At 71.0% G+C, this 26,928-nt stretch carries 25 protein-coding genes, 4 tRNA genes and 1 other RNA gene; 9 read left to right on the forward strand and 21 right to left on the reverse strand.

Annotation, left to right across the window (positions count from 1 at the left end):
* The first annotated feature begins 35 nt into the window (after positions 1 to 35).
* From AQI70_RS05840 to AQI70_RS05870, 7 genes are all read left to right on the forward strand, one after another.
* Positions 36 to 107, forward strand: a tRNA-Gly gene (locus AQI70_RS05840).
* An 80-nt stretch (positions 108 to 187) separates the two neighbouring features.
* A tRNA-Gly gene (locus AQI70_RS05845) sits at positions 188 to 260 on the forward strand.
* A gap of 129 nt (positions 261 to 389) precedes the next feature.
* Complete coding sequence (locus AQI70_RS05850; RefSeq protein WP_062145214.1) at positions 390 to 1,352, forward strand: ABC transporter ATP-binding protein; 963 nt, start codon at positions 390 to 392, stop codon at positions 1,350 to 1,352.
* Positions 1,349 to 2,125 (forward strand): ABC transporter permease, encoded by a 777-nt coding sequence (locus AQI70_RS05855; RefSeq protein WP_062145216.1) that lies wholly within the window; start codon positions 1,349 to 1,351, stop codon positions 2,123 to 2,125. Before AQI70_RS05850 ends, AQI70_RS05855 begins: the two co-directional genes overlap by 4 nt.
* Before the next feature lie 18 nt (positions 2,126 to 2,143).
* The gene (locus tag AQI70_RS05860) at positions 2,144 to 3,373 is read left to right on the forward strand and encodes a sensor histidine kinase (RefSeq protein ID WP_062145218.1); all 1,230 of its coding nucleotides are present in this window, start codon (positions 2,144 to 2,146) and stop codon (positions 3,371 to 3,373) included.
* The gene (locus tag AQI70_RS05865) at positions 3,370 to 4,017 is read left to right on the forward strand and encodes a response regulator transcription factor (RefSeq protein ID WP_244181487.1); all 648 of its coding nucleotides are present in this window, start codon (positions 3,370 to 3,372) and stop codon (positions 4,015 to 4,017) included. Before AQI70_RS05860 ends, AQI70_RS05865 begins: the two co-directional genes overlap by 4 nt.
* Positions 4,018 to 4,040: 23 nt before the next feature.
* Positions 4,041 to 4,113, forward strand: a tRNA-Gly gene (locus tag AQI70_RS05870).
* A 47-nt stretch (positions 4,114 to 4,160) separates the two neighbouring features.
* On the opposite strand, the gene AQI70_RS05875 is transcribed toward AQI70_RS05870, so the two are convergent.
* The 6 genes from AQI70_RS05875 to ffs all read right to left on the reverse strand — a co-directional run bounded on the left by AQI70_RS05875 (position 4,161) and on the right by ffs (position 13,282).
* Positions 4,161 to 5,060: a phosphoribosylaminoimidazolesuccinocarboxamide synthase gene (locus AQI70_RS05875; RefSeq protein ID WP_062145220.1), complete on the reverse strand. Its 900-nt coding sequence runs from the start codon at positions 5,058 to 5,060 to the stop codon at positions 4,161 to 4,163.
* 85 nt (positions 5,061 to 5,145) lie between these two features.
* Positions 5,146 to 6,636 (reverse strand): N,N-dimethylformamidase beta subunit family domain-containing protein, encoded by a 1,491-nt coding sequence (locus AQI70_RS05880; RefSeq protein ID WP_062145222.1) that lies wholly within the window; start codon positions 6,634 to 6,636, stop codon positions 5,146 to 5,148.
* Positions 6,637 to 6,907: 271 nt separating this feature from the next.
* On the reverse strand, positions 6,908 to 9,010 hold the full coding sequence (locus AQI70_RS05885) for a hypothetical protein (protein WP_208607302.1): 2,103 nt from the start codon (positions 9,008 to 9,010) through the stop codon (positions 6,908 to 6,910).
* A 304-nt stretch (positions 9,011 to 9,314) separates the two neighbouring features.
* Positions 9,315 to 10,568 (reverse strand): phosphoribosylamine--glycine ligase, encoded by a 1,254-nt coding sequence (gene purD / locus AQI70_RS05890; RefSeq protein ID WP_062145224.1) that lies wholly within the window; start codon positions 10,566 to 10,568, stop codon positions 9,315 to 9,317.
* 104 nt (positions 10,569 to 10,672) lie between these two features.
* Positions 10,673 to 13,072, reverse strand: a complete 2,400-nt coding sequence (locus AQI70_RS05895) for a DNA polymerase III subunit gamma and tau (protein WP_062145226.1) — start codon at positions 13,070 to 13,072, stop codon at positions 10,673 to 10,675.
* A 111-nt stretch (positions 13,073 to 13,183) separates the two neighbouring features.
* Positions 13,184 to 13,282, reverse strand: an RNA gene (gene ffs, locus AQI70_RS05900) — signal recognition particle sRNA small type.
* 72 nt (positions 13,283 to 13,354) lie between these two features.
* On the opposite strand from ffs, the gene AQI70_RS05905 reads away from it, so the two are divergent.
* Positions 13,355 to 13,442, forward strand: a tRNA-Ser gene (locus AQI70_RS05905).
* Between the two features lie 62 nt (positions 13,443 to 13,504).
* Here AQI70_RS05905 and AQI70_RS05910 read toward each other — a convergent pair.
* The 15 genes from AQI70_RS05910 to AQI70_RS05980 all read right to left on the reverse strand — a co-directional run bounded on the left by AQI70_RS05910 (position 13,505) and on the right by AQI70_RS05980 (position 26,315).
* Positions 13,505 to 14,788, reverse strand: a complete 1,284-nt coding sequence (locus AQI70_RS05910) for a tyrosine-type recombinase/integrase (RefSeq protein WP_062145228.1) — start codon at positions 14,786 to 14,788, stop codon at positions 13,505 to 13,507.
* A gap of 85 nt (positions 14,789 to 14,873) precedes the next feature.
* Positions 14,874 to 15,101 (reverse strand): helix-turn-helix domain-containing protein, encoded by a 228-nt coding sequence (locus AQI70_RS05915; protein WP_062145230.1) that lies wholly within the window; start codon positions 15,099 to 15,101, stop codon positions 14,874 to 14,876.
* Positions 15,102 to 15,559: 458 nt separating this feature from the next.
* Positions 15,560 to 17,032, reverse strand: coding sequence for a hypothetical protein (locus AQI70_RS05920; protein ID WP_062145231.1), 1,473 nt, complete (start codon positions 17,030 to 17,032; stop codon positions 15,560 to 15,562).
* A 1-nt stretch (position 17,033) separates the two neighbouring features.
* Positions 17,034 to 17,921 (reverse strand): bifunctional DNA primase/polymerase, encoded by an 888-nt coding sequence (locus tag AQI70_RS05925; RefSeq protein ID WP_208607303.1) that lies wholly within the window; start codon positions 17,919 to 17,921, stop codon positions 17,034 to 17,036.
* 91 nt (positions 17,922 to 18,012) lie between these two features.
* Positions 18,013 to 18,480 carry a hypothetical protein gene (locus AQI70_RS05930; RefSeq protein WP_062145233.1) on the reverse strand — a complete coding sequence of 156 codons (468 nt, stop codon included), beginning with the start codon at positions 18,478 to 18,480 and terminating at the stop codon, positions 18,013 to 18,015.
* A gap of 204 nt (positions 18,481 to 18,684) precedes the next feature.
* Entirely contained in the window at positions 18,685 to 20,802 is a 2,118-nt protein-coding gene (locus AQI70_RS05935) for an FtsK/SpoIIIE domain-containing protein (protein WP_062145235.1), read from the reverse strand.
* Between the two features lie 96 nt (positions 20,803 to 20,898).
* Complete coding sequence (locus AQI70_RS05940) at positions 20,899 to 21,198, reverse strand: hypothetical protein (protein WP_244181489.1); 300 nt, start codon at positions 21,196 to 21,198, stop codon at positions 20,899 to 20,901.
* A 2-nt stretch (positions 21,199 to 21,200) separates the two neighbouring features.
* Positions 21,201 to 21,371 (reverse strand): pRL2-8, encoded by a 171-nt coding sequence (locus AQI70_RS05945; protein WP_208607304.1) that lies wholly within the window; start codon positions 21,369 to 21,371, stop codon positions 21,201 to 21,203.
* A 2-nt stretch (positions 21,372 to 21,373) separates the two neighbouring features.
* A complete protein-coding gene (locus AQI70_RS05950) occupies positions 21,374 to 21,691 on the reverse strand; it encodes a hypothetical protein (protein ID WP_062145237.1) in 318 nt (105 codons plus the stop codon).
* Between the two features lie 65 nt (positions 21,692 to 21,756).
* Positions 21,757 to 22,521, reverse strand: a complete 765-nt coding sequence (locus AQI70_RS05955; protein WP_244181491.1) for a phosphoadenosine phosphosulfate reductase — start codon at positions 22,519 to 22,521, stop codon at positions 21,757 to 21,759.
* 56 nt (positions 22,522 to 22,577) lie between these two features.
* Positions 22,578 to 23,435, reverse strand: a complete 858-nt coding sequence (locus AQI70_RS05960) for a hypothetical protein (protein WP_062145239.1) — start codon at positions 23,433 to 23,435, stop codon at positions 22,578 to 22,580.
* On the reverse strand, positions 23,432 to 23,722 hold the full coding sequence (locus tag AQI70_RS05965) for a hypothetical protein (protein WP_062146453.1): 291 nt from the start codon (positions 23,720 to 23,722) through the stop codon (positions 23,432 to 23,434). Before AQI70_RS05965 ends, AQI70_RS05960 begins: the two co-directional genes overlap by 4 nt.
* A 95-nt stretch (positions 23,723 to 23,817) precedes the next feature.
* Positions 23,818 to 24,267, reverse strand: coding sequence for a DUF3307 domain-containing protein (locus tag AQI70_RS05970; protein ID WP_062145241.1), 450 nt, complete (start codon positions 24,265 to 24,267; stop codon positions 23,818 to 23,820).
* A gap of 41 nt (positions 24,268 to 24,308) precedes the next feature.
* Complete coding sequence (locus tag AQI70_RS05975) at positions 24,309 to 25,082, reverse strand: DUF4097 family beta strand repeat-containing protein (RefSeq protein ID WP_062145243.1); 774 nt, start codon at positions 25,080 to 25,082, stop codon at positions 24,309 to 24,311.
* Between the two features lie 456 nt (positions 25,083 to 25,538).
* On the reverse strand, positions 25,539 to 26,315 hold the full coding sequence (locus tag AQI70_RS05980) for a GntR family transcriptional regulator (protein ID WP_062145244.1): 777 nt from the start codon (positions 26,313 to 26,315) through the stop codon (positions 25,539 to 25,541).
* 58 nt (positions 26,316 to 26,373) lie between these two features.
* Between AQI70_RS05980 and AQI70_RS05985 the strand changes: the two genes are divergently transcribed.
* A complete protein-coding gene (locus AQI70_RS05985; RefSeq protein ID WP_062145247.1) occupies positions 26,374 to 26,811 on the forward strand; it encodes an NUDIX hydrolase in 438 nt (145 codons plus the stop codon).
* Positions 26,812 to 26,928: the final 117 nt, after the last annotated feature.

A 26,928-nucleotide genomic window follows, 5' to 3' on the forward strand; every position in this document is an offset into this window, starting at 1 on the left:
AGGGCAGGGCCGAAAAGCCCAGCTCGCGGAGGCTTGCGGGTGTAGTTCAGTAGTAGAACATCCCCCTTCCAGGGGGAAGGCGCAGTGTGCAATTCCTGTCACCCGCTCTGCACCGCCGTATGGACCACTGAAGTGGATCAGGTAGGCTGGTGCTCGCGCCGATCGGTGAGAGCCGGTCGGAGGCAATGCGGACGTAGCTCAGTTGGTAGAGCGCAACCTTGCCAAGGTTGAGGTCGCGAGTTCGAGCCTCGTCGTCCGCTCTGGTGAAAAGCCCCGGTCCAGTGGACCGGGGCTTTTTCATGTGCCCCGACCGTCCGCCTGACATTTGTCATGCGGAGAGGTGACAGCGCGCACTGCTTCACGCCTCCGGTTGCCGGGACGCTGGTGTCATGAACACAAGCGAACACGAACACGTGATTGAGGTCACTGACCTGCGGCGTGTGTACGGGGGCGGGTTCGAGGCGGTGCGCGGAATCACGTTCTCCGTGGCCCGCGGGGAGATCTTCGCGCTGCTCGGCACCAACGGCGCGGGCAAGACGTCGACCGTCGAACTGCTGGAGGGACTCGCCCGGCCGGCCGGGGGGCGGGTGCGGGTGCTCGGGCACGATCCCTACGCCGAGCGGGCCGCCGTACGGCCCCGGACCGGGGTGATGTTGCAGGAGGGCGGCTTTCCGTCCGAGCTGACCGTCGCCGAGACCGCGCGGATGTGGGCCGGGTGTGTCAGCGGGGCGCGGCCCGAGGGTGAGGTGCTGGAGCTCGTCGGGCTGGCCGGGAAGAGCGGCGTACGGGTGAAGCAGCTGTCCGGGGGTGAGCGGCGGCGCCTGGACCTGGCGCTCGCGCTGCTCGGGGAGCCCGAGGTGCTGTTCCTGGACGAACCGACGACCGGCCTCGACGCCGAAGGGCGCCGGGACACCTGGGAGTTGGTGCGGGGGCTGCGCGACGCCGGGACGAGCGTGCTGCTCACCACGCACTACCTGGAGGAGGCCGAGGGCCTCGCCGACCGGCTCGCGATCCTGCACGAGGGGCGCATCGCGGCAGCCGGGACACCGGCCGAGGTGACCGCCGCCCAGCCGTCGCGGATCTCCTTCGAGCTGCCCGAGGGCTACTTCCTGGGAGACCTGCCGCCGCTCGCCGAGCTGGGCGTGTCCGGGCACGAGGTCGACGGGCGGGTCGTACGGCTGCGGACGCGGCAGCTGCAACAGGCGGCCACCCGGCTGCTGGTGTGGGCCGAGAGGGCCGGGGTGGAGCTGCGGGGGCTGGATGTGCGGTCGGCCTCGCTGGAGGAGGCGTTCCTGGGGATCGCGCGGGAGGCGTCCGGCGGTTCTGTCGATGCGAAGGAGTACGTGGCATGAGGGGGACGGTGACCACGCCCTTGGGGCGTGTGGCGGCGCTCGGGCGGGCCGAGTTGACGCTGTTCGTGCGGAGCAAGGCCATGATCGTCGCGGCGGTGTTCGTGCCGCTGGTGCTGCCGTTCAGCGTGCGGTCGGTGGTCGAGGACATGGACCTGAAGGAGTCCGGGCTCAGCGTCGGGCTCGTGCTGCTGCCCGGAGCCATCGGGTTCTCGCTGCTCTTCGCGGTGTACTCGGCGCTCGTCAACATCCTCGTAGGGCGGCGCGAGGAGCTCGTCCTGAAGCGGCTGCGCACCGGTGAGGTGCGGGACGTGGAGATCCTCACCGGGGCCGCGCTGCCGGCCGTCACCGTCGGTCTCGTGCAGTCCCTGGTCCTGGCGGTCGGCTGCACCGCGCTGCTCGATCTGCCGGCGCCGAAGGCGCCCCACCTCGCCGTCGTCGGACTGCTTCTGGGGCTGGTGCTGTGCGCGGCCCTGGCCGCCGTCACCTCGGGCTTCACGCGGACCGTGGAGAGCGCCCAGGTGACCGCGCTGCCGCTGGTGATGGTCTCGATGATCGGCTCCGGGATCACCGTCCCCCTGGAGGTGCTGCCCGACCGGGTGGCCTCGGTCTTCGAGCTGTTCCCGCTGTCACCGGTGATCACGCTGGTGCGCGGCGGCTGGACCGGGAACCTGTCGCTGTACGAGGCGATCGGTCCTGTCATGACCGCGCTGGCCTGGACGGCCCTGGGCGTGTTTGCTGTACAGCGGTGGTTCCGCTGGGAACCCAGGCGCTGACATACGGGGAGCGGGGACATGCGCAAGGCGGGGGGCTGGTGGCGGCGCAAGAGCACGCCGGCGAAGTTCGAGACGTACGTCCGGTGGTCGTTCCACTCCCTGGCGGCCGTCGAGGTCCTGCTGGTCGGGCCGTCCGTCGTCGCCGGGGTCGGGGTCGAGCTGGGCGGCTGGGTGTTCCTCACGGTGTGCGTGCACGCGACGCTGTGCTGCCTGACCATCTCGCGGGCGCTGAGCTGGGTGCGCGGCCGACGTGAACAGCCCGTAGGACTGCTGTGGACGCTCGGCGCCGTCAGCGCGGCGGTCGCCACCGCGGCACTCGCCGTCACCCAGTACGGCCCCGGCGGTGAACGCGTCGACTCCGCGGCGGGCGGGATCTTCAGCGTCGTGCTGATCTACGGGGTGGGCGTCCTCGTGATCGGGGTGCGCAGCCGGCGCCGCGTCATCGCGACCGTCGGGAGCTTCGCCCTGGGAGCGGCACTCATGGCGCTCGCCCTGGGTGTGCCTGCTCCCGTCGCCGTGGTCGGTGCGCTGGGGGTGCTGGTCGGCGGCGGGGTCGTCGCCGCCAGCTCCGTCTTCTCGGTCTGGCTGGTGAACGCCGTCTACGAACTCGACGATGCCCGCGACACCCGCGCCCGGCTCGCCGTCGCCGAGGAGCGGCTGCGGTTCGGGCGGGATCTGCACGACGTCATGGGGCGCAATCTGGCTGTCATCGCCTTGAAGAGCGAGCTCGCCGTGCAGTTGGCGCGGCGCGGGCGGCCCGAGGCCGTGGAGCAGATGATCGAGGTGCAGCGGATCGCGCAGGAGTCGCAGCGCGAGGTGCGGGACGTCGTACGCGGCTACCGGGAGGCCGATCTGGGGGTCGAGCTCGCCGGAGCTCAGGGCGTGTTGAGGGCGGCCGGGATCGACTGTGAGGTGACGGCCGAGGACGCGGCCGGGCTGGCCGCCGAGGTGCAGTCGGCGCTGGCGTGGGTTGTGCGGGAGGCGACCACCAATGTGCTGAGGCACGGGGATGCCGGGCGGTGCGGGGTGGCAGTGCGGGTGCTGGAGGGGCGGGTGGTGTTGACGGTGGAGAACGACGGGGCTGCCGGTGCCCCCCACGGGGGTGGGGGCTCCGGGCTGGCGGGGCTGCGGGAGCGGCTCGCGGCGGTGGACGGGACGCTGGAGGCCGGGTGCGTCGGGGAAGGGGTGTTCCGGCTGGTGGCGGAGGTGCCGGTGGTGGGAGCGGGCGTGCGGGGGGTCACCGTATGAACGGCGGTACGACCGGGATGAACGGCGGTGCGACCGGCCCGGTACGGCTGCTGCTCGCCGACGACGAGCATCTGATCCGGGGGGCGCTGGCCACGCTGCTCTCCCTGGAGGACGACCTCCTGATCGTCGCCGAGGCCGCCACCGGGCCGGAGGCGCTGGCGATGGCCCGGGCGCACGAGCCCGACGTGGCCGTGCTGGATCTGCAGATGCCGGGAGCGGACGGTGTGAAGGTCGCCACATCCCTGCGGGCGGAACTGCCCGGCTGCCAGGTGCTGATCGTGACCAGTCATGGACGGCCCGGGCATCTGAAGCGGGCCCTCGCGGCCGGTGTGCGCGGGTTCGTCCCGAAGACCGTCAGCGCTCAGCGGCTCGCGGAGATCATCCGTACCGTGCATGCCGGAAACCGTTACGTCGATCCCGAGTTGGCCGCCGACGCCATCGCCGCCGGGGACTCGCCGCTGACCGCGCGGGAGGCCGAGGTGCTGGAGCTGGCTGCCGACGGGGCGCCCGTCGCGGAGATCGCGGAGCGGGCGGCGCTGTCGCAGGGGACCGTGCGGAACTATCTGTCGTCCGCCGTCTCGAAGCTCGGGGTGGAGAACCGCCATGCGGCAGTGCGTCTCGCACGCGAGCGAGGTTGGGTATAGTTGCTCTCGCGCCACGGCGCACTGCGGACGTAGCTCAGTTGGTAGAGCGCAACCTTGCCAAGGTTGAGGTCGCGAGTTCGAGCCTCGTCGTCCGCTCGGGAAACAAGACCCCGGTCCACTGGACCGGGGTCTTTCTTGTGCTGTCAGCTCCAGCTCGTGCCCGTCAGGCGTTCGTACGCCTCCACGTACTTCGCCCGCGTGGCGTCCACGACCTCCTGCGGCAGCGGTGGCGGGGGCTGCTCGCTCTTCCTGTCCCAGCCGGACTCCGGCGAGGTCAGCCAGTCGCGGACGAACTGCTTGTCGTACGACGGCTGCGCGCGGCCCGGCTCCCACTGGTCAGCCGGCCAGAAGCGGGAGGAGTCCGGGGTGAGGACCTCGTCGGCGATGACGAGCTCGTCGCCCTCGAAGCCGAACTCGAACTTGGTGTCCGCGAGGATGATGCCGCGGTCACGGGCGATGTCCCGGCCCCTGGAGTACACGGCGAGGGTCGCCTGGCGCAGCCGGGCGGCGGTGTCGGCGCCGACCTGACGGGCGACCTCCTCGTAGGAGACGTTCTCGTCATGCTCGCCGACCGCGGCCTTGGTAGCCGGGGTGAAGATCGGGGCGGGAAGTTCCGAACCGTCGACCAGGCCCTCGGGGAGGGCGAGGCCGCAGACGGTGCGGGACTCGTTGTACTCGACCAGGCCGGAGCCGGTGAGGTAGCCGCGGGCCACGGCCTCCACCGGGACCATCTGGAGCGACTTGCACACCAGGGTGCGGCCCGCCCAGTCGGCGGGGGCGCCGGCGGGCAGCTCGGTGCTCAGGACGTGGTTGGGGATCAGATCGGCGGTCTGGTCGAACCACCACAGGGAGAGCTGGGTGAGGATCCGGCCCTTTTCGGGGATCTCGGTCGGCAGCACCCAGTCGAATGCGGAGATGCGGTCGCTGGCGACCATCACGAGGTCGCCCGCCTCGTTCTGGTACAGCTCGCGCACCTTGCCGGTGTGCAGGTGTACCAAGCCCGGAACCTGGATCGGCTCGGGCTTTTCTACGAATCCGGACACGGTTCCTCCCCGTGGTTCTGTCCAAGTGGCTCGATTCTCCCGTATGCCGGAGATCGGTCATGGACGGGGGTGCCCTCAGCAGGGCTCAGTCACGTTTGCAGATGCGGTCCAGGAGGTTGGCGGTGGCGCGCTGGACACGGGCGTCGACGTGGCCCGGGCGGTCCAGTGCCGGGGACCAGGCGAACGTTCCGGACGCGAAGACCAGGGCGCCCGAGGGGGCGCGGTAGAGGGACGTCTCCTGGTGGCGGACGACGCCCTCGCGGTCGGTGTACGGGGAGTGGGCGAGCAGGACGCGCTCCTCGTGCTCGGGCAGCGGGGCGCGCGGGAAGTAGCGGTCGGCCTCGCCCGCCACCAGGCCCGGGATCTCCTCGCCCTCGTGGGCGCCGGTCGCCTCCCACAGCCAGTGGTCGGCGTTGCGGACGATCAGGGGGTGCGGCTCGGGGACGTGGCCCGCGTACTGGATGCCGATCAGTTCCTGCTCCGGGCGGTCGATCTCCCGCCAGAGCACCGGGCGGCCGGGGCCCTTGCGCTTGCGGCAGGTGAGCAGGCGATCGGGGACGCCGGACGGGGAGGGCGCCAACTCGACCTGCCAGTAGAGGGAGTTGGCGGAGAGGAAGACCAGGGAGGTGCCGTTCTCACGGGCGAGTTCCGTGGTGCGGCGCATGTTCGTCGACCAGTACTCGTCATGGCCGGGGAAGACCAGGCCGCGGTAGCGGGTGGGGTCGACATGGCCCGCGTGCAGGTCGCGGGCGTCGGCGTAGGCGAGGTCGTAGCCGTAGCGCTCGGCCCAGCGGATGAAGTCGTAGGCGTGGCCGACGTGGAGGGGCAGGCCCGCGCCGGCGTACGGGCGGTCGAAGGAGACGGTCGTCGCGGCGTCGGCCTCGCCGAGCAGCCGGCCGTCCTCGTCCCAGGCGTGGTAGAGGCTGGCGCCGGTGCGGCCGTCCTCGGGGTAGAGGTTGTAGGCCTGCCAGGTGACGTCGGGGAGGAGCAGGAGCAGGTCCGCGGGGTGGTTGTCGCGGACGGTGAAGGGGATGTGGGAGCGGTAGCCGTCGGCGGTGGTGAGGACGGCCACGTACGCGCCGATGCTCCAGTAGGACGGGATCTGCAGACGCCAGGACAGCCACCAGTGGTGGCAGGAGACCGTGCGGTCGGCCAGGAGCGGCGGGGGCTGCACGATGCCGGAGAGGCGGGGGCTAGTGGTGATCTTGGCGGCGCCGTCGCCGCCGTAGTGGCCGATGCGGTAGACGTCGACACCGAACTCCTGGGGCGGGTCGACCGTGATGTGGAAGTCGACGGCCTCGCCGGGGGCGACCGCGCCGGTGGAGGTGAAGCCCTTGATCTGGCGGTGGACGTCGTCGGCGGACCGGGGGCCGGCGCTTCGCGGGGCCGGGACCCTGGGGGTGTCGGCCGTCGGGGGGTGAGCCTGGCCGTCGACGTACCAGGGGACCACCTGGCCGGTGTCGTCGAAGTACGTCACGTTCCCGCGCAGCCAGGGGACGGGGCCCTGGCCGAAGGGGTCCGTCACGGCGTGCGCGAGTGCTCCCGACTCCCAGCGGCGGATCTGCTCCGACCCCATGGCCCTACCCCTCCCTTGATCCCCCGTGGTTGTGCGTTGAGCGTCGTTTGTGGTGCGCGTGTCCTGTGTGCTTGCGGTTTCTGTCGTGCGATGTGGGCTCTTGTATGTCTGTCGTATGTCGCAAGCCCTTGCCATATGCGCTATCGATCCCAGCACATCACATTGCGCACGCATGCTGTCACTATTCGTTGCGAATTGGCCGAAAGTGGAATCAGGGGTTCCGGCCGCTTACTGCCGTCCGTGGTCAGGAACGGTCGGACAGGGACGTCATTCAGACCAGTCGTACCGGCTTTTCCGGGCGTATCCCCGACTCCAGCAGCCAGGCCCGCAGGGGCGCCGGGTCGCCGTCCTCGATGAGGCTGAGGACTCTGGGGGTCAGGTCGGCGGCTCTCTCGCCCTTGATGAGGAGCGTGGGGCCGTCGAGCCAGTCCAGGCCCGGGGCCGCGCCGGCCGTGTCCATCGCGGCGCAGCACACCATCGCCGTCACGTGGTCGGTGAGCAACTCGCGGCCGGTGCGGGGCGGTTGGAGCGGGAAGAGAGGGAGCGCGCCGGTGTCGAGGAGGGTGGCGCCGGGTGCGGGGGACGCCGTGTGCTCCGCGGGGGTCGCCGCCTCTTCGCGGGCCAGCTCGGCGGTGAGGACTGCGGCGAGAGCGGAGCTGCGTTCGGTTTGCTGGCCGTCGGCGGGGGAGTCCTCGGCCATGGACGCGTAGGGGGGTTTGGGGGGCTTGGGGGGCTTGGAGGAGTTGGAGGGGTTCAGGGGCTGCGTGGGAGGGGTGTCGTGCGGGGTGCTGGGCTGGGCCTCGGTGGCATGCGGGCCGCCGGCCTCAGCACCGGTGGCTTGTGCGTCGGCAGGCCGGGGGGCGTCGGCGTGCGCGTCCGTGGTGCGGGGGCCGGTGGCGGGGGAGGCGGTGGGCTGGGTGCCGTGGGCGGGCGAGGCGGTGGGCTGGGTGCCGTGGGCGGGCGAGGCGGTGGGCTGGGTGCCGTGGGCATCCGGAGCTGCGCCGCCAGTATGCGGAACCGTCGGCTCGGAGCCGTCGGCGTGCGGGGCCGAGGTGTGGGGTAGTGGGGGGTCCGGAGGGGTCGACAGGTGGTCTATGACGCGGGCCAGGGTCGGGCCGTGGGTCTCGGGGCGGGTGTTCTCGGTGGTGCGGCGGACGCCGAGGGTGTCGAGGACGCGGTGGAGGCGGGCCGCGTCGGTGCGCCATTTGCGGTCGACCACCTCCTCCGGGTACTCCGGCCAGTCCACCGGGGACCAGTCCGCACCGGCCTCGGCCGGGCCCCCGTGGAAGAGGCGGGCGGCGAGGAGTGAGGCGGCCTCGTCGACCGCGCCGGGCTCTTCGAGCAGGTCACAGGCGGGGCGCTCACCCAGCCGGGAGGCGAATCCCTCGGCCAGGCGGTCCCGGCGGGACAGCTCGGTGAGGGCGGCGACGACACCCGCGTCCAGCCGGGACGGCCACCGGCCCATCCGCCAGGCCGGCAGTGCGACGCGCGTGAGCAGCCGGTCCCAGCCCGCGTACGCCAGCCCGACCTGTTCCTGGGCGACGATGCGCAGCCCGTAATCCACAGCCTGTGCACGCTCGGCCGCCGCGGCGGCCACGCCCCGCTCCATCTGGGCGGCGTGCTCCCGGCAGCTGCGCAGCAGCAGCCGGGCCACCCAGCCCAGGCCCGCGCACACCGCCCGCGACCCCGGGCAGCGGCCGCGCGTCGAGGCGACGGCCACGGCGGCGTCCAGGCCCCGGACGAAGCGCCGGGCCTGGGCTATGTCCGGGTGAGCGGAAGGTCCCGTACCGGCGACGACCGGGGCGAGGACCGCGCGCAGCTCGCCGACGCGCATCCACCACAGGAACGGGGAGCCGATGACGAGGACGGGGGCGACCGGCGTACGGCGGTGGGCTCCGCGCAGGCCCCCGCCACCGCGCAGGGCGTGGAGCTCGTCGCGGTCCTCGGGCGGGGGCGGGCCGTGGGACAGGTGGGTGCGGTCCTCCAGCCAGCTGTCGCAGTCCGGGGTGAGCGCTATCTCGGACGGGGCGGGGACATCGAGGCGGTCGGCGAGGTCGCGCACCAGCCGGTACAGGTCCGGCGCCTGCTCCTCGGCGATCGGGACCGTCGGGCTGACGGCGGGGCGGGCGCGGGCGACGACCAGGGCGATGCCCGCGGCGGCGAGCAGGACGAGGACGGCGACGGGGGTCACGGCCCAGCGGGCGGCGTCCCAGCCCGGGCCGACGAAGTGGCCGGTGGAAGCACCGGCGAGCAGCACCACGGCCACCGCCGCGGGCAGCAGCGCCACGGCCAGCGCCCGGCTGCGGATGCGCAGCACGGCGAGGGCCCGGGCGCGCGCGGCCTGCGCACCCGCCTCCACACCCATACCGGTCACGGCCGGACCTCACCCCCTCCGCGCTGCCCTGGCTGTCCGGACTGTCCTGGCTTTGCTCACTCCCCCACTGTGGCACCCACCACTGACATCGCAATGCCGGTGGGCCAAGTGCCGGAACGCTTGCGCCGCACCCTAGTTGGGGCTTCGGCCCACGTCAGCCGGATGGGGCATCGGTCACTCGATGGAATGGCTTTGGGGAGAGGTGGATGACGGACAGCGAGGATCAGGCCCCGGATCCTGAGACGGATCCGGGGCCTGCGGGGTTCATCGCGCGGCGGCCGACGGGGGTGTGGACGCGGCCTGGTTATGCGCCCGTCGCCGCCTTCGCGGCGATGTCCGTGCGGTGCTGGGAGCCGTCGAGGCGGATGCGGGCGACGGCCCGGTACGCGCGGTCGCGAGCCTTGGTGAGGTCCTTGCCGGTCGCCGTGACGGACAGGACGCGGCCGCCGGCGCTCACGATCGCGTCGCCGTCGCGCTTGGTGCCGGCGTGCAGGACGTAGGCGTGCGGGGCGTCCTCGGCGGCCACCTCGTCGAGGCCGGTGATCGGGTCGCCGGTGCGCGGGGTGCCGGGGTAGTTGTGCGAGGCGACGACCACGGTGACCGCGGCGTCGTCGCTCCAGCGCAGGGGCTCGATGTCGGCGAGGTTCCCCTTGGCCGCGGCCAGCAGGACGCCGGCCAGCGGGGTCTTCAGACGGGCCAGCACGACCTGGGTCTCGGGGTCGCCGAAGCGGGCGTTGAACTCGATGACCCGCACTCCGCGCGAGGTGATCGCGAGACCGGCGTAGAGGAGACCGGAGAAGGGGGTGCCGCGGCGGCGCATCTCGTCGACGGTGGGCTGGAGGACCGTTTCGAGGACCTCTTCCACCAGCTTCGGGTCCGCCCACGGGAGGGGGGAGTACGCGCCCATGCCGCCGGTGTTCGGGCCCTCGTCCCCGTCGAGCGCCCGCTTGAAGTCCTGGGCGGGCTGGAGCGGGACGACGGTCTCGCCGTCGGTGATGGCGAAGAGGGAGACCTCGGGGCCGTCGAGGTACTCCTCGATGACGACGCGCTCGCAGCCGGCGGCGTGCGCCTTGGCGGCCTCGATGTCGTCGGTGACGACGACGCCCTTGCCGGCGGCGAGACCGTCGTCCTTGACGACGTACGGGGCGCCGAAGGCGTCGAGGGCCTCGGCGACCTCCTCGGGCGTGGTGCAGACGTAGGAGCGGGCGGTCGGGACGCCGGCCGCCGCCATCACGTCCTTCGCGAACGCCTTGGAGCCCTCGAGCTGCGCGGCCTCCCCGGACGGCCCGAAGACCGGGATGCCCGCCTCGCGCACGGCGTCGGCGACCCCGGCGACGAGGGGCGCCTCCGGCCCTACGACCACGAGGTCGGCGCCGAGCTCCGCGGCCAGCGCGGAAACGGCCTTGCCGTCCAGGGCGTCGACCTGATGCAGCTCGGCGACCTCGGCGATGCCGGCGTTGCCGGGGGCGCAGTGCAGCGCGGTGACGTCGGGGTCGAGGGACAGGGAACGGCACAGGGCGTGTTCGCGGGCGCCGCTACCGATGACGAGGACCTTCACGGGGGTCAGCCTAACCGGGTTTTTGTGCGGGGCGATGAGCGGCCGGGGGTTGGTGACCTGTACGTTCCTCCAAGGACCGGCACCGGCCCAGGCCCCGGGCCCCGCTACTCGTTCATGAACTCCTCGACCACCGTCGCCCCCAGCTCCCGCACGATCAGCTCGTGGCCGGACAGGGCCGACTCGTTGAGGTCGGGGTCGTCGTCCTCGGGGATGTCGTCCTCAAGGGCGACCGGGGGCGCGGACGGGGGCGCCGGGGCGGAGGAAGGCCGGGGTGCCGGGGCGGGGGCAGCGCTCGGCGCCGAGGCCCCGGGAGGCGGGGTGGGTGCCGTACGCGTCTGCTGCGGAGGGGCCGGACGCTGGGCGGGCGTACCGCCACCGCCGTAACCGCCGGCGCCGCCACCGCCGTAGGCACCGCCTCCGCCTCCGCCACCGCCGAAGCCGGGGGAGCCGCCGCCCGGCGGGGGAGCCGAGCCACCGCCCGAAGGATCGACGATCGCCTCGATCTTCCACTGGACGTTGAACTGTTCGGCCAACGCCTGTCGCAGGACGTCCTCGCTGCCGCTGCTGGCGAAGTTGTCGCGCGCGCCGGCGTTGACGAAGCCGAGTTGGAGGGTGGTGCCGTCGAAGCCGGCCACCTGGGCGTTCTGGCTGAGCAGGATCCAGGTGAAGCGGCGTCGGTTCTTGACCGCCTCCAGGATGTTCGGCCAGAGCATGCGGGGGTCGAGGCCGCCGCTCGGGGGTGCGTAGGCGGATGCCGGGGCCGCGGTGGGAGCGGGTGCGGTCGCCGCGGGCTGCGGTGCGGGTGCGGGAGCGGAGGCGGGAGCGGGGGCGCCGCTCGACGCGGCCGGGGGCTGGGCGCCGCCGCCCGCCGGGGTTGCCGTGGGCCAGCCGCCGGGCCGTCGGCCACCGCCTGCGGGTGCGGCGGTGGGCCACGCGCCGGGGGCCGAGGCGGACGGCGCCTGCTGGCTCGCGGCGGCGGGAGCGGGCGTGGGGGTGGGGGTGGGAGTCGGGGCCGGGGCCGGGGTGGGCGGCTGGGCGGGCGGCTGGGCGGGCGGAGCCTGGGGAGGCTGCGGCCGCTGACCGCTTTGCGGCGAGTCGCCCGGGGCCGAGGGCGCGGACGGGGCCTGCCCCATGGGCGCACCCTGCCCCGCCGGTACGGCACCGGCAGCCGTACCGCCACCGCCACCGCCCGTCGTATCGCCGGACGGCGCCCCCGCGGCCCGTACGGCAGCCCGGGCCGCGGCGGCCCCGCCACCCGGCGGAACGGGCGCGGCGGCCGCTCCCCCATGAGCGTCGGGACCGGGCACATAGCCCATCGCGGGCATGCCGCCGCCCGCGGAGAAGTTGACGCCCCGCTCCAGCCGGTCGAGGCGGGCCTGCAAGGAACGCTCGTCCCCGTACGCCGCAGGCAGCAGCACGCGCGCGCAGATCAGCTCAAGCTGCAGCCGCGGCGAGGTGGCGCCCCGCATCTCGGTCAGTCCCGCGTTGACGAGGTCGGCGGCCCGGCTCAGCTCGGCGGCGCCGAAGGTGCCGGCCTGGGCCTGCATCCGCTCCAGCACGTCGACCGGGGCGTCGATGAGCCCCTTCTCCGCCGCGTCCGGCACGGCGGCCAGGATCACCAGGTCCCGCAGCCGCTCCAGCAGGTCGGCGACGAACCGCCGGGGATCGTTGCCGCCCTCGATGACACGGTCCACGACCTCGAAGGCGGCGGCGCCGTCACCCGTCGCGAAGGCCTCCACGACGGAGTCCAGCAGCGAACCGTCGGTGTACCCGAGCAGAGAGGTGGCCATGGCATATGTCACACCCTCCTCCCCCGCTCCGGCGAGCAGCTGGTCCATGACGGACATGGAGTCACGCACGGACCCCCCACCCGCGCGCACGACGAGCGGCAGGACGCCGTCCTCGACGGGGATGTTCTCGCGCCCGCACACATCAGCCAGGTAGTCCCGCAGGGTCCCCGGCGGGACCAGCCGGAATGGGTAGTGATGGGTACGCGACCGGATCGTCCCGATGACCTTCTCGGGCTCGGTCGTGGCGAAGATGAACTTCAGATGCTCGGGCGGCTCCTCGACGACCTTCAGCAGGGCGTTGAAGCCGGCCGACGTGACCATGTGGGCCTCGTCGATGATGTAGATCTTGTAGCGGCTGCCGGCAGGACCGAAGAAGGCCTTTTCCCGCAGCTCACGCGCGTCGTCGACACCACCGTGCGACGCCGCGTCGATCTCGATGACGTCGATGGAACCCGGCCCGTTGCGAGCCAGGTCCCGGCAGGACTGGCACTCCCCGCACGGGGTCGGCGTGGGGCCCTTCTCGCAGTTCAGACACCGCGCGAGAATCCGCGCACTGGTCGTCTTGCCGCAGCCGCGCGGCCCGCTGAACAGGTACGCGTGATTGACCCGGTTGTTCCGCAGCGCCTGCTGCAGCGGGTCAGTGACATGCTCCTGCCCGATGACCTCGGCGAACGACTCCGGGCGATAGCGGCGGTACAGCGCGAGAGACGACACGCATACGAGGTTATAGGCGCCCACCGACAACGGGCCCCGCCCGAAGATCCAGCCCCCGGCCCTGCCCCGGTGCACCGGCCCCGGAACCGCCCCGCCATCCCCTCACCCCGGAACGCAAGCGCCCCCCACGCACCCGCCAGAGCCAACCTACCCTTGCTGCCTTCCGGCCCTGGGGGAGTTCAGTCAGATAGCGCCGCGTGAGGGGCTCCGCACAGGTTACCTGATGTCGGCCGGAGGGAACGAGTTCGCGAGCACTCCTCTCGGTCATGTAATGTTTCCGGCGGAGGATTCGCCTAGAGGCCTAGGGCGCACGCTTGGAAAGCGTGTTGGGGGCAACCCCTCACGAGTTCGAATCTCGTATCCTCCGCCAGTGCCTCACCGGGCACGATGTCGAAGGGCCCCACCGCAAGGTGGGGCCCTTCGACGTTGTCCTCAGACCGCGTTGTCCTGGTTTTTGTCCACAGCGGGTGTTTCCGGGGTTCCCCAGATGGCATCGGCGATCTTCCGGGCCACGTCCTTGAGCATGGCGTCCGGCACGTGGAGGTACCGGGCCCGCATGCTCGCGGAGGTGCCCGGCTCCCAGCCCATGATCTGGTCGATCACGCGGGCTGGTACTCCGAGCAGCATGAGCACGGTGGCGGCCGTGTGCCGGGCGTCGTGCAGCCGGCCGTTCCGAACCCCCGCGTCTTCCAGCAGCCGCTTCCAGTCGTGATAGTCCGTGTTCGGGCTCAGCGGGCCACCGAGCGGCTTGGTGAACACGTAGTCCGACTCGGTCCACAGGTCGCCGGCCGCCTTGCGCTCTCGCTTCTGCGTCTCGCGGTGTGCACGGAGCATGGCGACCAGCGGGCCCGGCAGGGGCACGGCGCGGCGGCCCGCTCGGGACTTGGTGTTCTTGGTCTCACGCCGGACCTGCACTTTGCCGGGGCAGTACCCCGGCTTCCGGCCGCACGGCGAAGCTTCCGGGCAGCCGTGCTCGTACCTGGGACGCAGGCGGTTCCGACGCAGCTTCAGGTACTCGTTGTCCAGGTCGACGTCAGACCAGCGCAGTCCGAGCGTCTCGCCCTGGCGCAGTCCGAGGGCGAGAGCGAGCATCCAGCGGGCGCTGTTCCGGCGTTTGTTGGCTTCGAGCAACAGGCACTGAACCTCTTCCACGGAGTACGGCTCTACCTCGGATTCGTCCTCTTCCATCCGGGGCGGTTTCGCCAGTGCGGCGGCGTTCTTCGCCGCGTAGCCGCGCCGTACCGCCTCCCCCAGCGCGGTGCGCGCGGTGCGATGGGCCTGGTGAGCCGTACCGGCCTTGCGCTCCCCGTTCGCCTGCATGCGGCGATACAGGCTCTCCAGGTGCTCGGGCTGCAAGCGGTCAAGGCGGTGCTTGCCGACACCAGGCACGAGGTGAACGCGCACGGCGACCTCGTAGCCGTCGTAGGTGTTCTCGCTGACAGTCGGCTTGGCGATGTTCTCAACCCAGTGCTGAAGCCACTTCTCAACCGTCCACGCCTTGCCCGGCTGTTGCGCCGAACCCGCGTCGCGCTGCTTCTCCAGCTTTTTGACTTCCTCAACCAGGTCATCGCGCGTCTTGCGCGTCAGGTGCCGACGGTAGGGCTCCCCGTTGTCCTTGTAGCCCATCGGCACACGGGCGTGCCATCGGCCATCCGCCCCGAAATAGATCGCGGATTCGCCGTTGGCGCGGCGGGTGCCCTTCTTCTTCTCTGCCACAGGCAGCGCTCCTGTTTCGTGGTGTCGGGATGGGGACCGGGGCGGCGGGCTGTCCTGTCCGGGAGTGCCGCCGCCCCGGGTGTCGTCAAGCGGCGTGTTTGGCCGCGCGGAGACGAGCGACGTAGGCGGCCGGGGCGTCGGCGGGGACGCGGCGGAGACGGCCGACGGGTACGGACTCCAGCTCTCCGGAGCGGATGAGTGCGTAGCACGTAGTCCGGCCGATCCGCAGTCGCCGGGCGGCCTCTTCGACCTTGAGGAGAACCAGTGTCGGGTCGTCGTGTTCAGCGGTCGCGAGGGTGCCGTGTTCGTTCATGCAGGGATCTCCCTGGGGTGAGGAGAGACGGGCCGGGTGGTGGTTGGAGCCTGCGTCTGTCCGAGGTGCGGATTTCTGCGTCACCGCGTCACCTGCGTCACTCAGGCTTGTGACCTGCGGGTTTGGGGTGACGCAGAACGTTGGGGGTGCGTCACCCGTGACACAGGCTGTCCGTCACGCGTGACGCGGGTGACGCGGAGTGACGCAGGCAGCGGCCGTCTGCGTCACGGCCGTATGCCCAGGTCAAGCGTCGTTTTCCGAGACCCCGTGACGCAGGTGACGCAGCGTTTCCCACTTAGGAAAAAAGAGGGGGTGTCTGTGGTGGTGCAGCGCGGCTCAGGACGTGAAGAAGGAGCCGCTTCGCGGCGCGTCCCCGCAGGGCGGCGGCGCCGCCGAACAGCAAGAAGAGCACGCCGGGCCCGGGGTGCTCCTCTTGCTTGTGCCGTCGGACGTGCCGGTCAGAACGACTGCTGCTCGTGCGGGACCGAAGCGGGCGAGCGGGCCATCTCGATATAGCGGCCCTCCCTGGTGCGCCCCGAGTCGATGAGGACACCCCGGGCAGCCAGGGTCGGCTGGAGACGCTTGAGACGGTCGGAGAGGACTTTGCCAGTGGTCGGCCACCCCTTGGGCAGGGGACGGAAGTCCTCGCCCGCGTAGAGACGGGTGAGGCAGTGCAGCCACTCCGTGGAGGTCATCCGCTGCTCTGCGCCCGGCTCAATGTCTGCGGCGTGCCGGAGGACGGTCTGCGCCAACAGGTCGCCCTCAATGACGTCGTCGTTGAGGTCGTCCAGACTGGCCCGGTAGGCAGTGAGCGCCCCAAGGCCGGTAGCCGCGTCGAGCTGCGCGCACAGGTGCGCGAAGTCCGCCATCCGCAGGTCCGTTGGCGTCTCCGCCTCAACCGCACGGACCTTGACCGTCAGGTCCAACAGAGATCCGAGGACGACGGGCAGAACCTCTGCATACTCCGCCCACAGTTCCGCCTCGGTGCGCCGCACGCAGGGCCGCTCCAAACGCAACGGCAGGAGCCGTTCAGCCAGGTCGGGGCGGATGACTCCGACGTCGATACCGGTCAGGAGCAGGGGGCGCCGGTAGCGGGCCCGGAATACGTCCCCGTCGGTGAACAGGGCACGCTTGACGTTCTCGGCTCCGGTCACGATGCAGCACATGGCGTCGGACAGGTCCGGGGTCATGTGCGAGAGGTTGTCCAGCGCCGTGACCCATCCGGCGGCCACGGCCGCAATCAGGTTCTCCTCATCCTTCGGGGCCCGGCGCAGGTCGCCGCTCATCCCTTCGATGATCCTGACGAGCATCCGGCCGCCGGTGGACTTGCCGGCGCCCTGCGGGCCGGTGAGGAACGGGGCAGGGACGGGCACAGACGGTTCGAGGCAGCCGATCAGCCAGGCGATGGCCAGGCACTCGGTCTCGGCGGTGGCGAAGTTGCACAGCCGCAGCAGCAGATCGATGCCCTTGCCGTCGGTGTCCCGGGCGGGCAGGGGAAGTTCGCCGGTGAGCTGGGTGCGCCGCCAGCACACCTCACGCGGATCGGGGATGGCGATGTCCCAGCCGGTGGGGTGGATGCGGACGGACCGTCCGTCGGTGCGGCCCAGGTCCAGCCACGTCGCCCCGTCGAGTCCGGGCGCGACGCGGATGTGCACGGGCTGTACGTCCTCGGTCAGCGCGAGTGCTTCGATCAAGTCCAACGCCTCCTTGAGCGCGGTCCCGTTGAACACGCCGAGTCCGTCCCTGAACAGGCCGACCATGAGTTCCTGGCGGTGGCTGCCGGTCGTGCCCTGGGAGCGGATCGGGCGGGCCACGGGGTGGCCGTTCCGTTGCGCATACACGGTCCCGTCGGCAGTGCGGAAGTAGCGGAAGTGCGCTTGCGCGTAGTCGGTGATGACCTCGCGGGCAGGGTTCTTCTCGTCGTCGGACATGTCACAGTCCCAACGTGGTGCGGGCGTTGGTCCACGCATCGGTGCAGTGGCGGGGGGATTCGCCCTTGGCCTGAGCGGCGGTGAACAGCCGGGAGACGTGGGCGTCGGTGAGGCAGCCGCACCGGCCATGGGTGGACAGCACGGCGAGGAAGGTGCGGTACACGGTGGCGTGGACGGTGCTGCGGGCCTCGGTGATGCGCTGCTCTGCCATGGCGATGCCACGATCGAGGTACGTGGGCATGCGATGCGGGCACTCACCCTGCCCGCCCGTCAGGGGCACTGTGAGCGTCTGTGGCGCCCTGCGGGCCGGGGACGGCTCCTTTACTGCCAGCGTGCGCACAGCGTCTGGGAGAGCGGCCGTGGCGCCGGTTCCAGGCCGGAGCCAACGGGCGTATGCCATAAGGGATTTGATGTCGACGCCGGGCCGGACTGCGTTCGATGACGGCATGGTGCCCCGGTAGATCCAGTGCTCACCCCGCGTCGTCGGCACCGTGCGGGTGGCGGGCAGGGTCTCGCGGGCCCATGCGATGGCAGCCGCGTTGTCCAGGTCGACCACGGTCAGCCCGGCTCCGCCGGGGTGGTAGGCGACGGCCACCGCCTCACGCCACACCGGCGCCCACACGGGCGAGGTGAGGACGTGCGGGTCGGTGGTCGCGGCGGCCCACGCGTGGCACGGCGCGGGGCACCGGCAAGGGCCCGCCGTCTTCATGTTGGGTCGGCCACCGCAAGCGCCGTCCTTGCAGGAACGGCAGTTACCGAACGGAACCTTGCCCCGTCGCAGGGGCAGAACCGGGACACCGGCCTCCGCGAGGTGCAGCGCGGTGCGCAGGTGGTTCCCGTCCGGGTAACTCCCGCCAGCGGGCCGCCGGGCCTTGCAGTCAGGTGTCATGCTGTAGGTCTCCTGTTCTGCTACGTCGGGATTGGGAGACCGTGGGCGGCGGGCTGTCCTTGTCCGGGAGTGCCGCCGCCCACGGGCGTAGCTAGCCGTTGAAGTGGTTGCGCTTGAAGATCGCTTTGCGGATGTGGAACGTGTTGCCGCTCTTGCTGTCGCCGGTGGGCTTGAAGATCTGCACGGCGACGTATCCACCGAAGATCACGGCGGCGAGGGTGATGAGCTGAGTGATCAGCGCCGTGAGGGCGGTGATGAACGTAGTGAGCAGCAGCAGTCCGCCGCACACGGCAAGGAACCCGATGCCCCCGAGGGCGACGTTCACGGCCGCGCGGGAGACGGGAGGCTTGGCCGCGACCGGTTCGGGCTTCGCGGGTTCGAGGGTGTAGCCGGTGACCACGCGGCCGTCCGGCAGGACGATGCTCGCCACCGCCGGGACGGTGCCCGGCTGGACGGGAACGAGCGGCGTCGGCGCGACGGCGGCGCGCGTGATCGGGGTCGGGTGGTGGACTTCCACGGCCCGTTCGGCGGGCGCGTGGCGGACGGGTTCGGGGTACATGCGGAATCCTTTCCGAACGTGGGGCAGGGAGGCTCAGACACCCCCTTACGGGAGTGCTGTGGAGGGGGTTTCAGGGGGTTGACCTGCGGTGCCTCCCTACCTCCCTGAGTGATCATTCGTGCAGGTCAGGGCCAGGGAGGCAGGGCAGGGAGGGGTTCAGGGAGTTCTCCCTGCCTCCCTGCCCCGGGCGGGGTCGGCTCCCTGTCACTCGGCGGCGGAAGCGGAACCGTCGCCGTCGCGGTTGGCGAGGGCGCGGGCGAGGCGGTCGCGGCCCACGACCATGACGCCGTCGGACTTGTAGGGCTCTGCGCCGGTGCCGTCCAGGACGCGCTTGAGGTCGAGGAACGACCACTTGCCGTAGGCATCCGGGTTGAGCACCGCAAGCCGCTTGAGGACGTCCTGGGTGCGTACCCGCGTCGCGTCGCCGACCACGGTGGCGATGTCGGTGAGCGGGTCGCGCTCCTCGCCACGCTCGATGGCGTGCAGGGTGGTGACGCCGTCGCGCAGGGCCTTGGCGCGGTCGGTGATGGCTTCGGCCGCGTCGTCGTCGATGTAGTGCGTGCGCACCGTGATGGAGGACTGTCCGGCCGGGATGGTGATGCCGTCGGAGGCGACGACCAGGGTTCCCCGATCCAGGCCCGGACGCAGCAGGTTCGGCGCGGCCCCACCGTCGACAGCCTTGTCCCCCAGCGCCATACGAGCCTGAGATTCCGTACCCAGCGCGAGCGAAGCCCGCGTGTGGGCGCCCTCGCGCACGAGCTTGGGCAGGTTCTCGTTCGTCGGGTCCTGGGTGCCCTGCCACATCAGGACGTTGACCGCACGCCCCTGGTTGTGGATCTTGCGGACGGCCATGAAGTACCGGGAGTTGGCCTTCGAGCCGCCGTAGGGGCGCTTGTCCTCGTCCTTGGCCGGGCACATGAACGCGACCTGCGCCTCGTCCACCAGCACGATCAGCGGCGGGAACACCGTTCCGGGCGGTGCCTGGATCCGGCGGTTCATCTCGTCAACCGCGCCTTCGACCATCTCGGTCACCTGGATCACGTGCTCATCCGTCGGCCCCTGGATCAGCGTGGTGGCCAGGCCGTCGAACATGGCCCAGTCGCCCACGCCCTTGAGGTCGCCCATCAGGAACTGCACCGACTTGTCCAGCGACAGCCACAGCGCGAGGGAGCGCAGAGCGACGGTCTTGCCCTGATTCGACAGGCCAGTGATGAGCAGATGGCGCTGATACAGGCTCAGCGCTGCCGCGTCGCCGCGCAGGTCCTGACCCCACGGGGCGCGACCCTTGGCGTAGTCGGCGGTCATGGTCTCGTCGGTCACCAGCGGCGACGGGCCGATCGGCTCATCCAACGCGCCGGAATCGGCGATCCACAGCCGGACCGTGCGGGCCGCTTCGGGGATGGTGATGAAAACCTCGTGCTCGTGCCGGGTGAGGTTCTCCGCCAGCTTGCGCCGCCGGTTCTGCACCTCGTTCGTCGACACTCCGGAGGGGAGTGTGACGTCGACCTCGACACCGCATCCGGCGATCCGGATCGGCCCGAGCATGCCCGCGCCGGCGTCGCCCATCTCCTGGATGGCCTTGCGCAAGGCGGGGATGCCCAGGTCGCGCAGGGCCTTGACGACGATGGACGGGGTGATCGGCTCGCCCTCGCCGGAGCGGACGTTGTCCGGCAGCGCCCACTGTGGTGCGGCCTGCTGGTGGGCGCCGACCGACCACAGCCCGAGCAGGGTCACCAGCGGGCCGATGACGACCGCGTACGGCCACACGATCTGCACGATCCGGATCAGCGTGCCAATGAACTCGATGGTGGCCGCCAGCGGGGTGATGACGTCGGTGACGTCGTGGTTGTTGATGGCCATCACGACCCCGAGCGCGACCAGGACGCCGATGCTCATGCCGACGCCGACCCCGACACCCTTGGCCACGTCGAGGGGGGAGTGCAGCAGGTCCATGCGGCGGCGGTGGCGGGCGTCGCGGAAGCGCTGCAACCGCTCCTCCCACTCCTCGGCAACCTCGTAGTTGCCGGTGGCTTCAGCGGCGCGGAGCATCCGTTCGTAGCGGGCGCCGGTCCGGCCGTCCCAGGTGCGGCGGGCCACGATCCGGCCCCCGTTCACGGTGTAGAGGCCGTGCCGGGCGACGGCGCGGGCGGCGGTGCGGGTGCGCTCGTGGGTGACGGCCGTGCGGATGGCGCGACCGGAGCGCACCCACAGCGGCACGGGTGGGACAGGGGCGGGGTCGGGGACCACGGTCAGCGTGGTCACGGTGCCCGCATCGGCGGGAGGTTCGGGGTCCTTGTGGAGGCGTACGACGTTCTCGGACATGCTGGGCGTTCTCCTGACTGCCCCGATTGGGGCGGGAGTTGAGGGAGAGCGCCGGGGTGGTCGGATCCGTGGCAGGGATGGCCCCCCGGCGGCGGGTCAGCGGCCCTGACGGGCCCGGTTCTCGATGTCGCTGAGCTGCGACGGCTCGGTACGCGGGCCGTCGACCCAGCAGAACGGGCCGATACCGGCGGCGGCCGTGAAGACGCGAATCGCAGCCCCGGACGGAGCGTCCGGCAGTGCGTAGACGCGGCCCCCGGCGAGGGAGGCCAGCAGTCGGGCGCCGTGGTGCTCGCACCCGTCGGCGCCGGCGTTGACCGCGTCCAGCACGGTCACCACGACCGGGCCGACACAGGGCGTGGGGTCTTCCGGATGGGCGGCGGGGCAACGGCGTTCCACGCTCACCACCACTTCGACGCCTTCTTAGGCACGATGTGGGGGTGGCCGTTGACCATGTGGTCCACGCACTGCGGGCAGTCCTCGCGGGGCTTGAGGTGGCGGTGTGCGCGCCGGTCGTGGGCGTGCTGCCAGCACTGCGGGCACTCGCCCGGAGGCGTCTCCGTGCGGGCCATGGTCACCACCACCCCGACGACTTCTTGGCGGCCTTGGCCGTCGCGTGCTCGTTGACGATGCGCTGCCGCTCGGTCCGCAGGGCGGTGAGTTCGGCGGTGAGCCGGATCTGGGCGGCGTTCCAGACGTTCTCCAGCGCGCGTTCGGCGCGACCGGTGCTCTTACCGCGCACGACCCGGTAGGAGCCGCCGGCCAGAGCGCCGACGACCTTGCGCCGCTCTGCGCTGTTCAGCGGCCACATCTCCTCGTTCTGCACCGCTTCGAGCATGCGTTCCGTCTTCTGGATCTCACGGTCCAGACGGCGGGTGTTGGGTTTGCCCATGGTCAACCTCTCGTGGAAAAGGCGCCGTTGAGGCGTGTGTTCAGGGGGCGGGCCGTCGGGGCCCGTCACGTCATGCACCAACCGGAGTCACAGCCGGAGTCCCATTCGTCGAACGGCAGGGTGTCCACGCCGTCCGGGATGGCCTTGCGTAGCGGCCGGTTGAACCGGGTCAGCCAGACGTGGTCTTTGCCGAGTTCGTCGCGGCGGCGGTTGAGGAGTTCTTCGAGCTGGCACGCGCGCTCGAACAGCTCGGGTTCGTTGCGGCGCATGTCGTGCCAGGTCTCTGGGCGGTGGAACGGGCAGAACCAGCACGACGATTTCGGCGGCACCGGCAACCCGGCTTCACGGATGATGCGGGCGCAGTCGATACGGCGGATGCCGCGTTCCAGCAGCGGGTATTCGATGCGCTCGTGCGGCTCGCAGCGCCGCTTGTTCGCCCGGTCGATCTCGTCGAGACTGATGCCGATCCCGACCGTGGCCGGTGCGTCCTTGCTCGCCCCACGGCGTTTGAGTTCGTCCCCGACGACCTTGATTTTGAACTGCGCCGTGCACGATCGGGTGCCGGGGGCCCCGTTGGACATCCGCACCGGGATCTTCAGCGACCGCGAGCCCTCCCGGGTGAGGTCCTGATACAGCGTGCGGACCTCACCCGAGCGCTTCATCACCCGGTCCAGCACGACCAGTTCAAGGCCGTGAGCTTGGGCGTAGGGGATGGCGTACTGGCGCAGGTAGGCGAGGGTGCCGGGGTGTTCGGAGTCGTCCCCGACGTTCGCCATGAGGAACGTGCGATAGTCCAGCTCGCCCCTGGCCGCGAGGACCAGGGCCGCCATGGACTGCACGCCCCCGCCGAAGCTGAACGACTTCACCGGCGTGGTGCCGACGCTACTCATGCCGCCACCCGCTTCCACGCGGCCCGCAGGCGGACCTCGGATGCGGAGTGGCCAGCCGCGCGGAAGCGCGTAGCCATCTCACGGTAGGACAGGGCCGGGGTCTCGCTGTGCCGGATCTCGTCGACCAGCGCGTCAAGGGCCGCGTCGGTGAGCGCGGGCGCCGTCTCCAGCGCCGCGACCGGCTCCACAGGACCCCAGACCGGGAGTTCCCAGCGGGGTGTGACGCCGGGCGTGACGCACCTCGTCACGCTGGTCAGCGCCCTGCCGGTGTCCTCGCCCTGCCGTGCCGTCTCCAGCGTCGACCATGCCCCCGCGAGGGTCTTGGCGGTCTTGGCCTGGACGCGTGCGACGCGGGCGCCGGAGTGCGTCACGGCCGTCAGCCGGGTCTCCTCAGTGTCGGCCTCAGCGCGCAACCGGGCGCGGGCCACGGCCGCCTCGTCGCGGGCCTCCTGCTGGATACCCCGGATCGCGTCCAGTGCGAACGGGGTGAGCGCGGTGCGCTCCCACAGCCCGTGCACCAGCCACAGGGCCTTGGCTGCGATCGGCAGCCACGCCACGGCCAGCCAGGCCCCGGCGGATGCCTCAGCGGTCAGGGCGTGCGCCACCAGGACGCCGGAGGCGACCAGGCCGAAGAACCAGCCGACGCCGGTCACCACGCGGTTGTGGTCGCCCTGGGCTGCGAGGCGGCGTTCGTAGGCGAGGGTGGCCAGCCAGCCGCCGTCGATGCCGAGCCCGACCACCAGAGCGACCGGCCACGGCACCGCCGTGCCGAGCCACATCACGACAACGGCCAGGGTGAGCACCATGGACACCGCCGTCATCGCGACGGCGGGAAGGACGGTCTTGGCCTTCACGCCGCTTCCCCCGTCCCCGACCGGCGGTCGCGCACGGCACGCAGGAACGGCACGGTGCGGGTGAGGGCGTCGGCGTACAGGGCGTCCCAACCGGCGATGTCGTCACCGGCCTCCGCCTCCGTACGCAGGTCGGCGAGGATGTCACGGGCCGCGTCCTCACGGGCGGCACGCTCGGCGTCCGTCTCAAACTCCAGCGGGCCCCGGAACAGGTCGACGTCGATGCCGAGCGCCAGTTCCGCAAACTCGATGTCGCCGTGCGCCTCCTGGCCAGCGACGAAAGTGCGCATACGCATGGTGGATCTCTCCTCTTGGAACGTCGGGAAGGGCGCGGGGCGATCGGCTGTCCTGTCCGGGAGTGCGACCGCCCCGCGAAGAACGGGGGTCAGACGGTGGCGGTGATGAGCGCGGCGACCAGCAGCCACAGGTGATGGAAGGACTGGTCAAGCGCGTAGGCGCCGGTGCCGATGTGCGGGTTGTCGTCGCGGCCGGCGCGCGGGGCACCGAGCCGGTAGACCTCGCCCTTGCCGGTCACCCGGGCCAGCCACGCCAGCGTGGTGCGCCGGTCGGCCCACCAGTGCGTGACGGCGTCAACGCCGAGCCCGGCGACGATGCCGAGCACCGACAGGCGCAGATCCAGCAGCCAGACGACCGGCAGCAGGACGGCGACCTTGGTGGCGGTGAGAGTGGCGACGTGCCGGGCGTCCGCGAGGCGGCCGACCCAGCCGGGACGGCCCTTGTGCGCGGACTGGTGCGAGGTCTGCACCCAGTGATCCCCCACGCTGTGGGCGACGTACAGGGCGATGAACACGGCGGCGAAGACGGCAGAAGCCATCGGGGCAACTCCTGATTCGAGGTGGAAGGGCCAGCGATGGTTCAGCCGTTGCGGACGCGGCCGGAGACGGTGTTGGCGGACACGCTCAGGTGCCGGGCGTTAGAAAGGCGGACGTCGCCGGAGACGCTGTGGGCACTGATGTGCCCGGACGCGCCGTTGGTGGCCTGCACCTCGATGTCCCCGGACGTGGTGGCCAAGGTGGCGGCGTGGCCGTCGTACAGGTCGATGCCAATGTCACCGGAGACCGACTGCGCGGTGATCTGCTCGGTGACGCGGCCGACGTGGATGTCGCCGGAGGTGGTGTTGGCCCGCAGCTCCCGCACTCCGTCGGCGTCCAGGTCACCGGACACGGAACGGAACTCGATCCGGTCGACGTAGCCGAAGACTTCGGCGTCGGCGGACTGCGAGACGACCGCGAGGGAGGAGTGCGGGGGCAGGCACACCGTGGCCTCGATCGGGCTGACGGTCTGCATGCCGTTCATGCCGCCGGAGACGACGCGGCCGTTGATGATGGTCACGCCCGTCATCGAGCCGTAGACCGTGCCGACGTTCTGCACGATGTGGTTGCCGTGACGGCTCTGCACCATCACGTTGCCGGGCATCTCCGGCACCTCGATGCCGAACGCCTGCCCGTTCTGCGTACTGCGGGCCCGGTTGACGGCGTCGGCCGCCGGACCGGTGGCGTCGTCGGTGCGCAGCACCACGCGGGCGGCGGTCAGACTGTCGAGCACCTGGACGCGGACGCTGCCGACCGGCAGCGAGAGGCCCAGCACGATCGGGCCGGAGGTCTCGGAGACGAAAACGCGCTCGGTCATGGATGAACCCCTTGACTGTGTCGGGATGGAGACCGGACGCGGCGGGCTGTCCTTGTCCGGGAGTGCCGCCGCGTCGGGCATGGGGCCGAAACCGCGGGAAGCGGCAGGGCAAGTGCCCCGGCAAGGGAGTCGAACCCTGCCTACGACCATCGGGGCGGTGATGTGGTGTCTCCTTCGGGAGCGTGCTCCCGTTCCAGGCGTATGGAGACGTGAGACCTCTCGGTCTCAGCCCTCCGGTTGACCAGGGATCCGGGTCCCTCGGCCCGCTCTGTCCCGGGCCCCTTGTGGTGCACCTCAGCCGCCCGAAAGCGGCTGAGAACGGCGCTGCAACGGCAGCACCTGCACTCTTGCACTCATGTGCAGGAGTGACATGTACGAGAGTGCCCAACTCATGTACATGAGTCAACCCGCCGCGCGAAATTCGTGCGACGGGCCAGGGCTCAGGGGGCGGGCTGCTCAGTCGCCCGCAGGGATCCGGTACTCCAAAACGAACTGGTCAGCGGCCATGAAGGTGTCGCAGACCTCGACAACCCGACCCGCTTCAGATTCCGCGTTCCGAGTCAGGTGGATGATGGGCGAACCGGGGCTCAGACTCAGGGCGGCAACCTCCTGCTTCGTTGCCAGACGGACGCGGACCGTCTCCGTCAGCTCTTTCAGCGTGTGCCCGTGCTCCTCCAGCCGGGCGTAGATGCCACCCCCACCGGGGTTCTCTTCGAACAGTTCGGGGATGTCCTTGGCGATGTCCCACGGGAGGTAGGAGGTGGCTTCCTCCGTCGGGGTGCCGTCGCTGAAGTAGAGGCGGCGCCGTGCCAGCACCTTCTCACCGACCGGAACCGACAGCCTCTTTGCGATCTCTTCCGGCGCCTCGATAGGCCCGACGTACAGGACACTGACGCTCGGCGTACTGCCCGCCTGCTCCGCCTCAGCGAGGTACGCAGCCTTACCCGCCGTCCGGTGCGACCGCCGGAACCGGTCCGAGGACTTGCGGCTGACCGGAGGGCGCCTCTTCACGTAAGACCCCTTGCCGTGCCGCGTCTCGATGAGGCCTGTAGCGCGCAGCTCGGCGAACGCCTTGCGAACCGTTCCCTGGGACGCGGCGTACTTCTTCATGAGGTCGGCTTCACTGGGTACCTGGTCCCCCGGGGCCAGGATCTTTTCCTTGATCTGCTGGACCAGGTCGTCAGCGATCTGTAGGTACTTTGGTTTCCCCGAGTCTCGGGAAGACGTGGGCATGTCCTTCTGTTCCTCCTAAGCTCCTGTACATAAGCAACGCTACCCGGAGGGCGCGTCAATGCCGCTTCACTCGGTTTCGGTCGCGGGCGTGGTCGTACGTGATGACGGCCGTGTCCTGGCTATTCGGCGCGCGGACAACGGCACCTGGGAACCTCCCGGCGGGGTCCTTGAGCTGGACGAACGTCCGGAGGACGGTGCCGTGCGGGAGGTGCTGGAAGAGACCGGCGTTCGCGTCTCGGTGGAGCGTCTGACGGGCGTCTACAAGAACATGACCCGGGGCGTCGTCGCCCTTGTCTTCCGATGCCGGCCGGTCGGCGGTGTGGAGCGCACGTCCACCGAGTCGACCGCCGTTGAATGGCTAACCCCTGAAGAAGTCGAGAAGTGGATGGGCGAGGTCTACGCCGTGCGCGTCCTGGATGCGCTCGATGCCTCCGCTCCCCATGTACGAGCGCACGACGGCCGCCACCTGATTGAGACGGCTCCGCCGCAGGCCTGATCAACGCGACCTTGTCAGGCCCTAGCCATAGGTCGAGACTCGTTCCGTGGTTCGACAGCTGGTGAGCTTCACCAAACCGCGGTTCATCCCCCGGGATACCCCACAGCTATCCCTCGA

The sequence above is a fragment of the Streptomyces curacoi genome (assembly GCF_001513975.1).
GTDB lineage: Bacteria > Actinomycetota > Actinomycetes > Streptomycetales > Streptomycetaceae > Streptomyces > Streptomyces curacoi.

What these genes read in the sequence shown, in the direction of transcription:
- AQI70_RS05930 (WP_062145233.1), bottom strand. Translation starts at nt 18,480, where the DNA reads ATGTACCCCGAACCCGTCCGCCACGCGCCCGCCGAACGGGCCGTGGAA.
- AQI70_RS05975 (WP_062145243.1), bottom strand. Translation starts at nt 25,082, where the DNA reads ATGACCGAGCGCGTTTTCGTCTCCGAGACCTCCGGCCCGATCGTGCTG.
- AQI70_RS05985 (WP_062145247.1), top strand. Translation starts at nt 26,374, where the DNA reads ATGCCGCTTCACTCGGTTTCGGTCGCGGGCGTGGTCGTACGTGATGAC.
- AQI70_RS05915 (WP_062145230.1), bottom strand. Translation starts at nt 15,101, where the DNA reads ATGAACGAACACGGCACCCTCGCGACCGCTGAACACGACGACCCGACA.
- AQI70_RS05965 (WP_062146453.1), bottom strand. Translation starts at nt 23,722, where the DNA reads ATGCGCACTTTCGTCGCTGGCCAGGAGGCGCACGGCGACATCGAGTTT.
- AQI70_RS05945 (WP_208607304.1), bottom strand. Translation starts at nt 21,371, where the DNA reads ATGGCCCGCACGGAGACGCCTCCGGGCGAGTGCCCGCAGTGCTGGCAG.
- AQI70_RS05980 (WP_062145244.1), bottom strand. Translation starts at nt 26,315, where the DNA reads ATGCCCACGTCTTCCCGAGACTCGGGGAAACCAAAGTACCTACAGATC.
- AQI70_RS05850 (WP_062145214.1), top strand. Translation starts at nt 390, where the DNA reads ATGAACACAAGCGAACACGAACACGTGATTGAGGTCACTGACCTGCGG.
- AQI70_RS05860 (WP_062145218.1), top strand. Translation starts at nt 2,144, where the DNA reads ATGCGCAAGGCGGGGGGCTGGTGGCGGCGCAAGAGCACGCCGGCGAAG.
- AQI70_RS05935 (WP_062145235.1), bottom strand. Translation starts at nt 20,802, where the DNA reads ATGTCCGAGAACGTCGTACGCCTCCACAAGGACCCCGAACCTCCCGCC.
- AQI70_RS05950 (WP_062145237.1), bottom strand. Translation starts at nt 21,691, where the DNA reads ATGGGCAAACCCAACACCCGCCGTCTGGACCGTGAGATCCAGAAGACG.
- AQI70_RS05925 (WP_208607303.1), bottom strand. Translation starts at nt 17,921, where the DNA reads ATGACACCTGACTGCAAGGCCCGGCGGCCCGCTGGCGGGAGTTACCCG.
- AQI70_RS05865 (WP_244181487.1), top strand. Translation starts at nt 3,370, where the DNA reads ATGAACGGCGGTACGACCGGGATGAACGGCGGTGCGACCGGCCCGGTA.
- AQI70_RS05955 (WP_244181491.1), bottom strand. Translation starts at nt 22,521, where the DNA reads ATGGCGGCCCTGGTCCTCGCGGCCAGGGGCGAGCTGGACTATCGCACG.
- AQI70_RS05855 (WP_062145216.1), top strand. Translation starts at nt 1,349, where the DNA reads ATGAGGGGGACGGTGACCACGCCCTTGGGGCGTGTGGCGGCGCTCGGG.
- AQI70_RS05920 (WP_062145231.1), bottom strand. Translation starts at nt 17,032, where the DNA reads ATGTCCGACGACGAGAAGAACCCTGCCCGCGAGGTCATCACCGACTAC.
- AQI70_RS05880 (WP_062145222.1), bottom strand. Translation starts at nt 6,636, where the DNA reads ATGGGGTCGGAGCAGATCCGCCGCTGGGAGTCGGGAGCACTCGCGCAC.
- AQI70_RS05970 (WP_062145241.1), bottom strand. Translation starts at nt 24,267, where the DNA reads ATGGCTTCTGCCGTCTTCGCCGCCGTGTTCATCGCCCTGTACGTCGCC.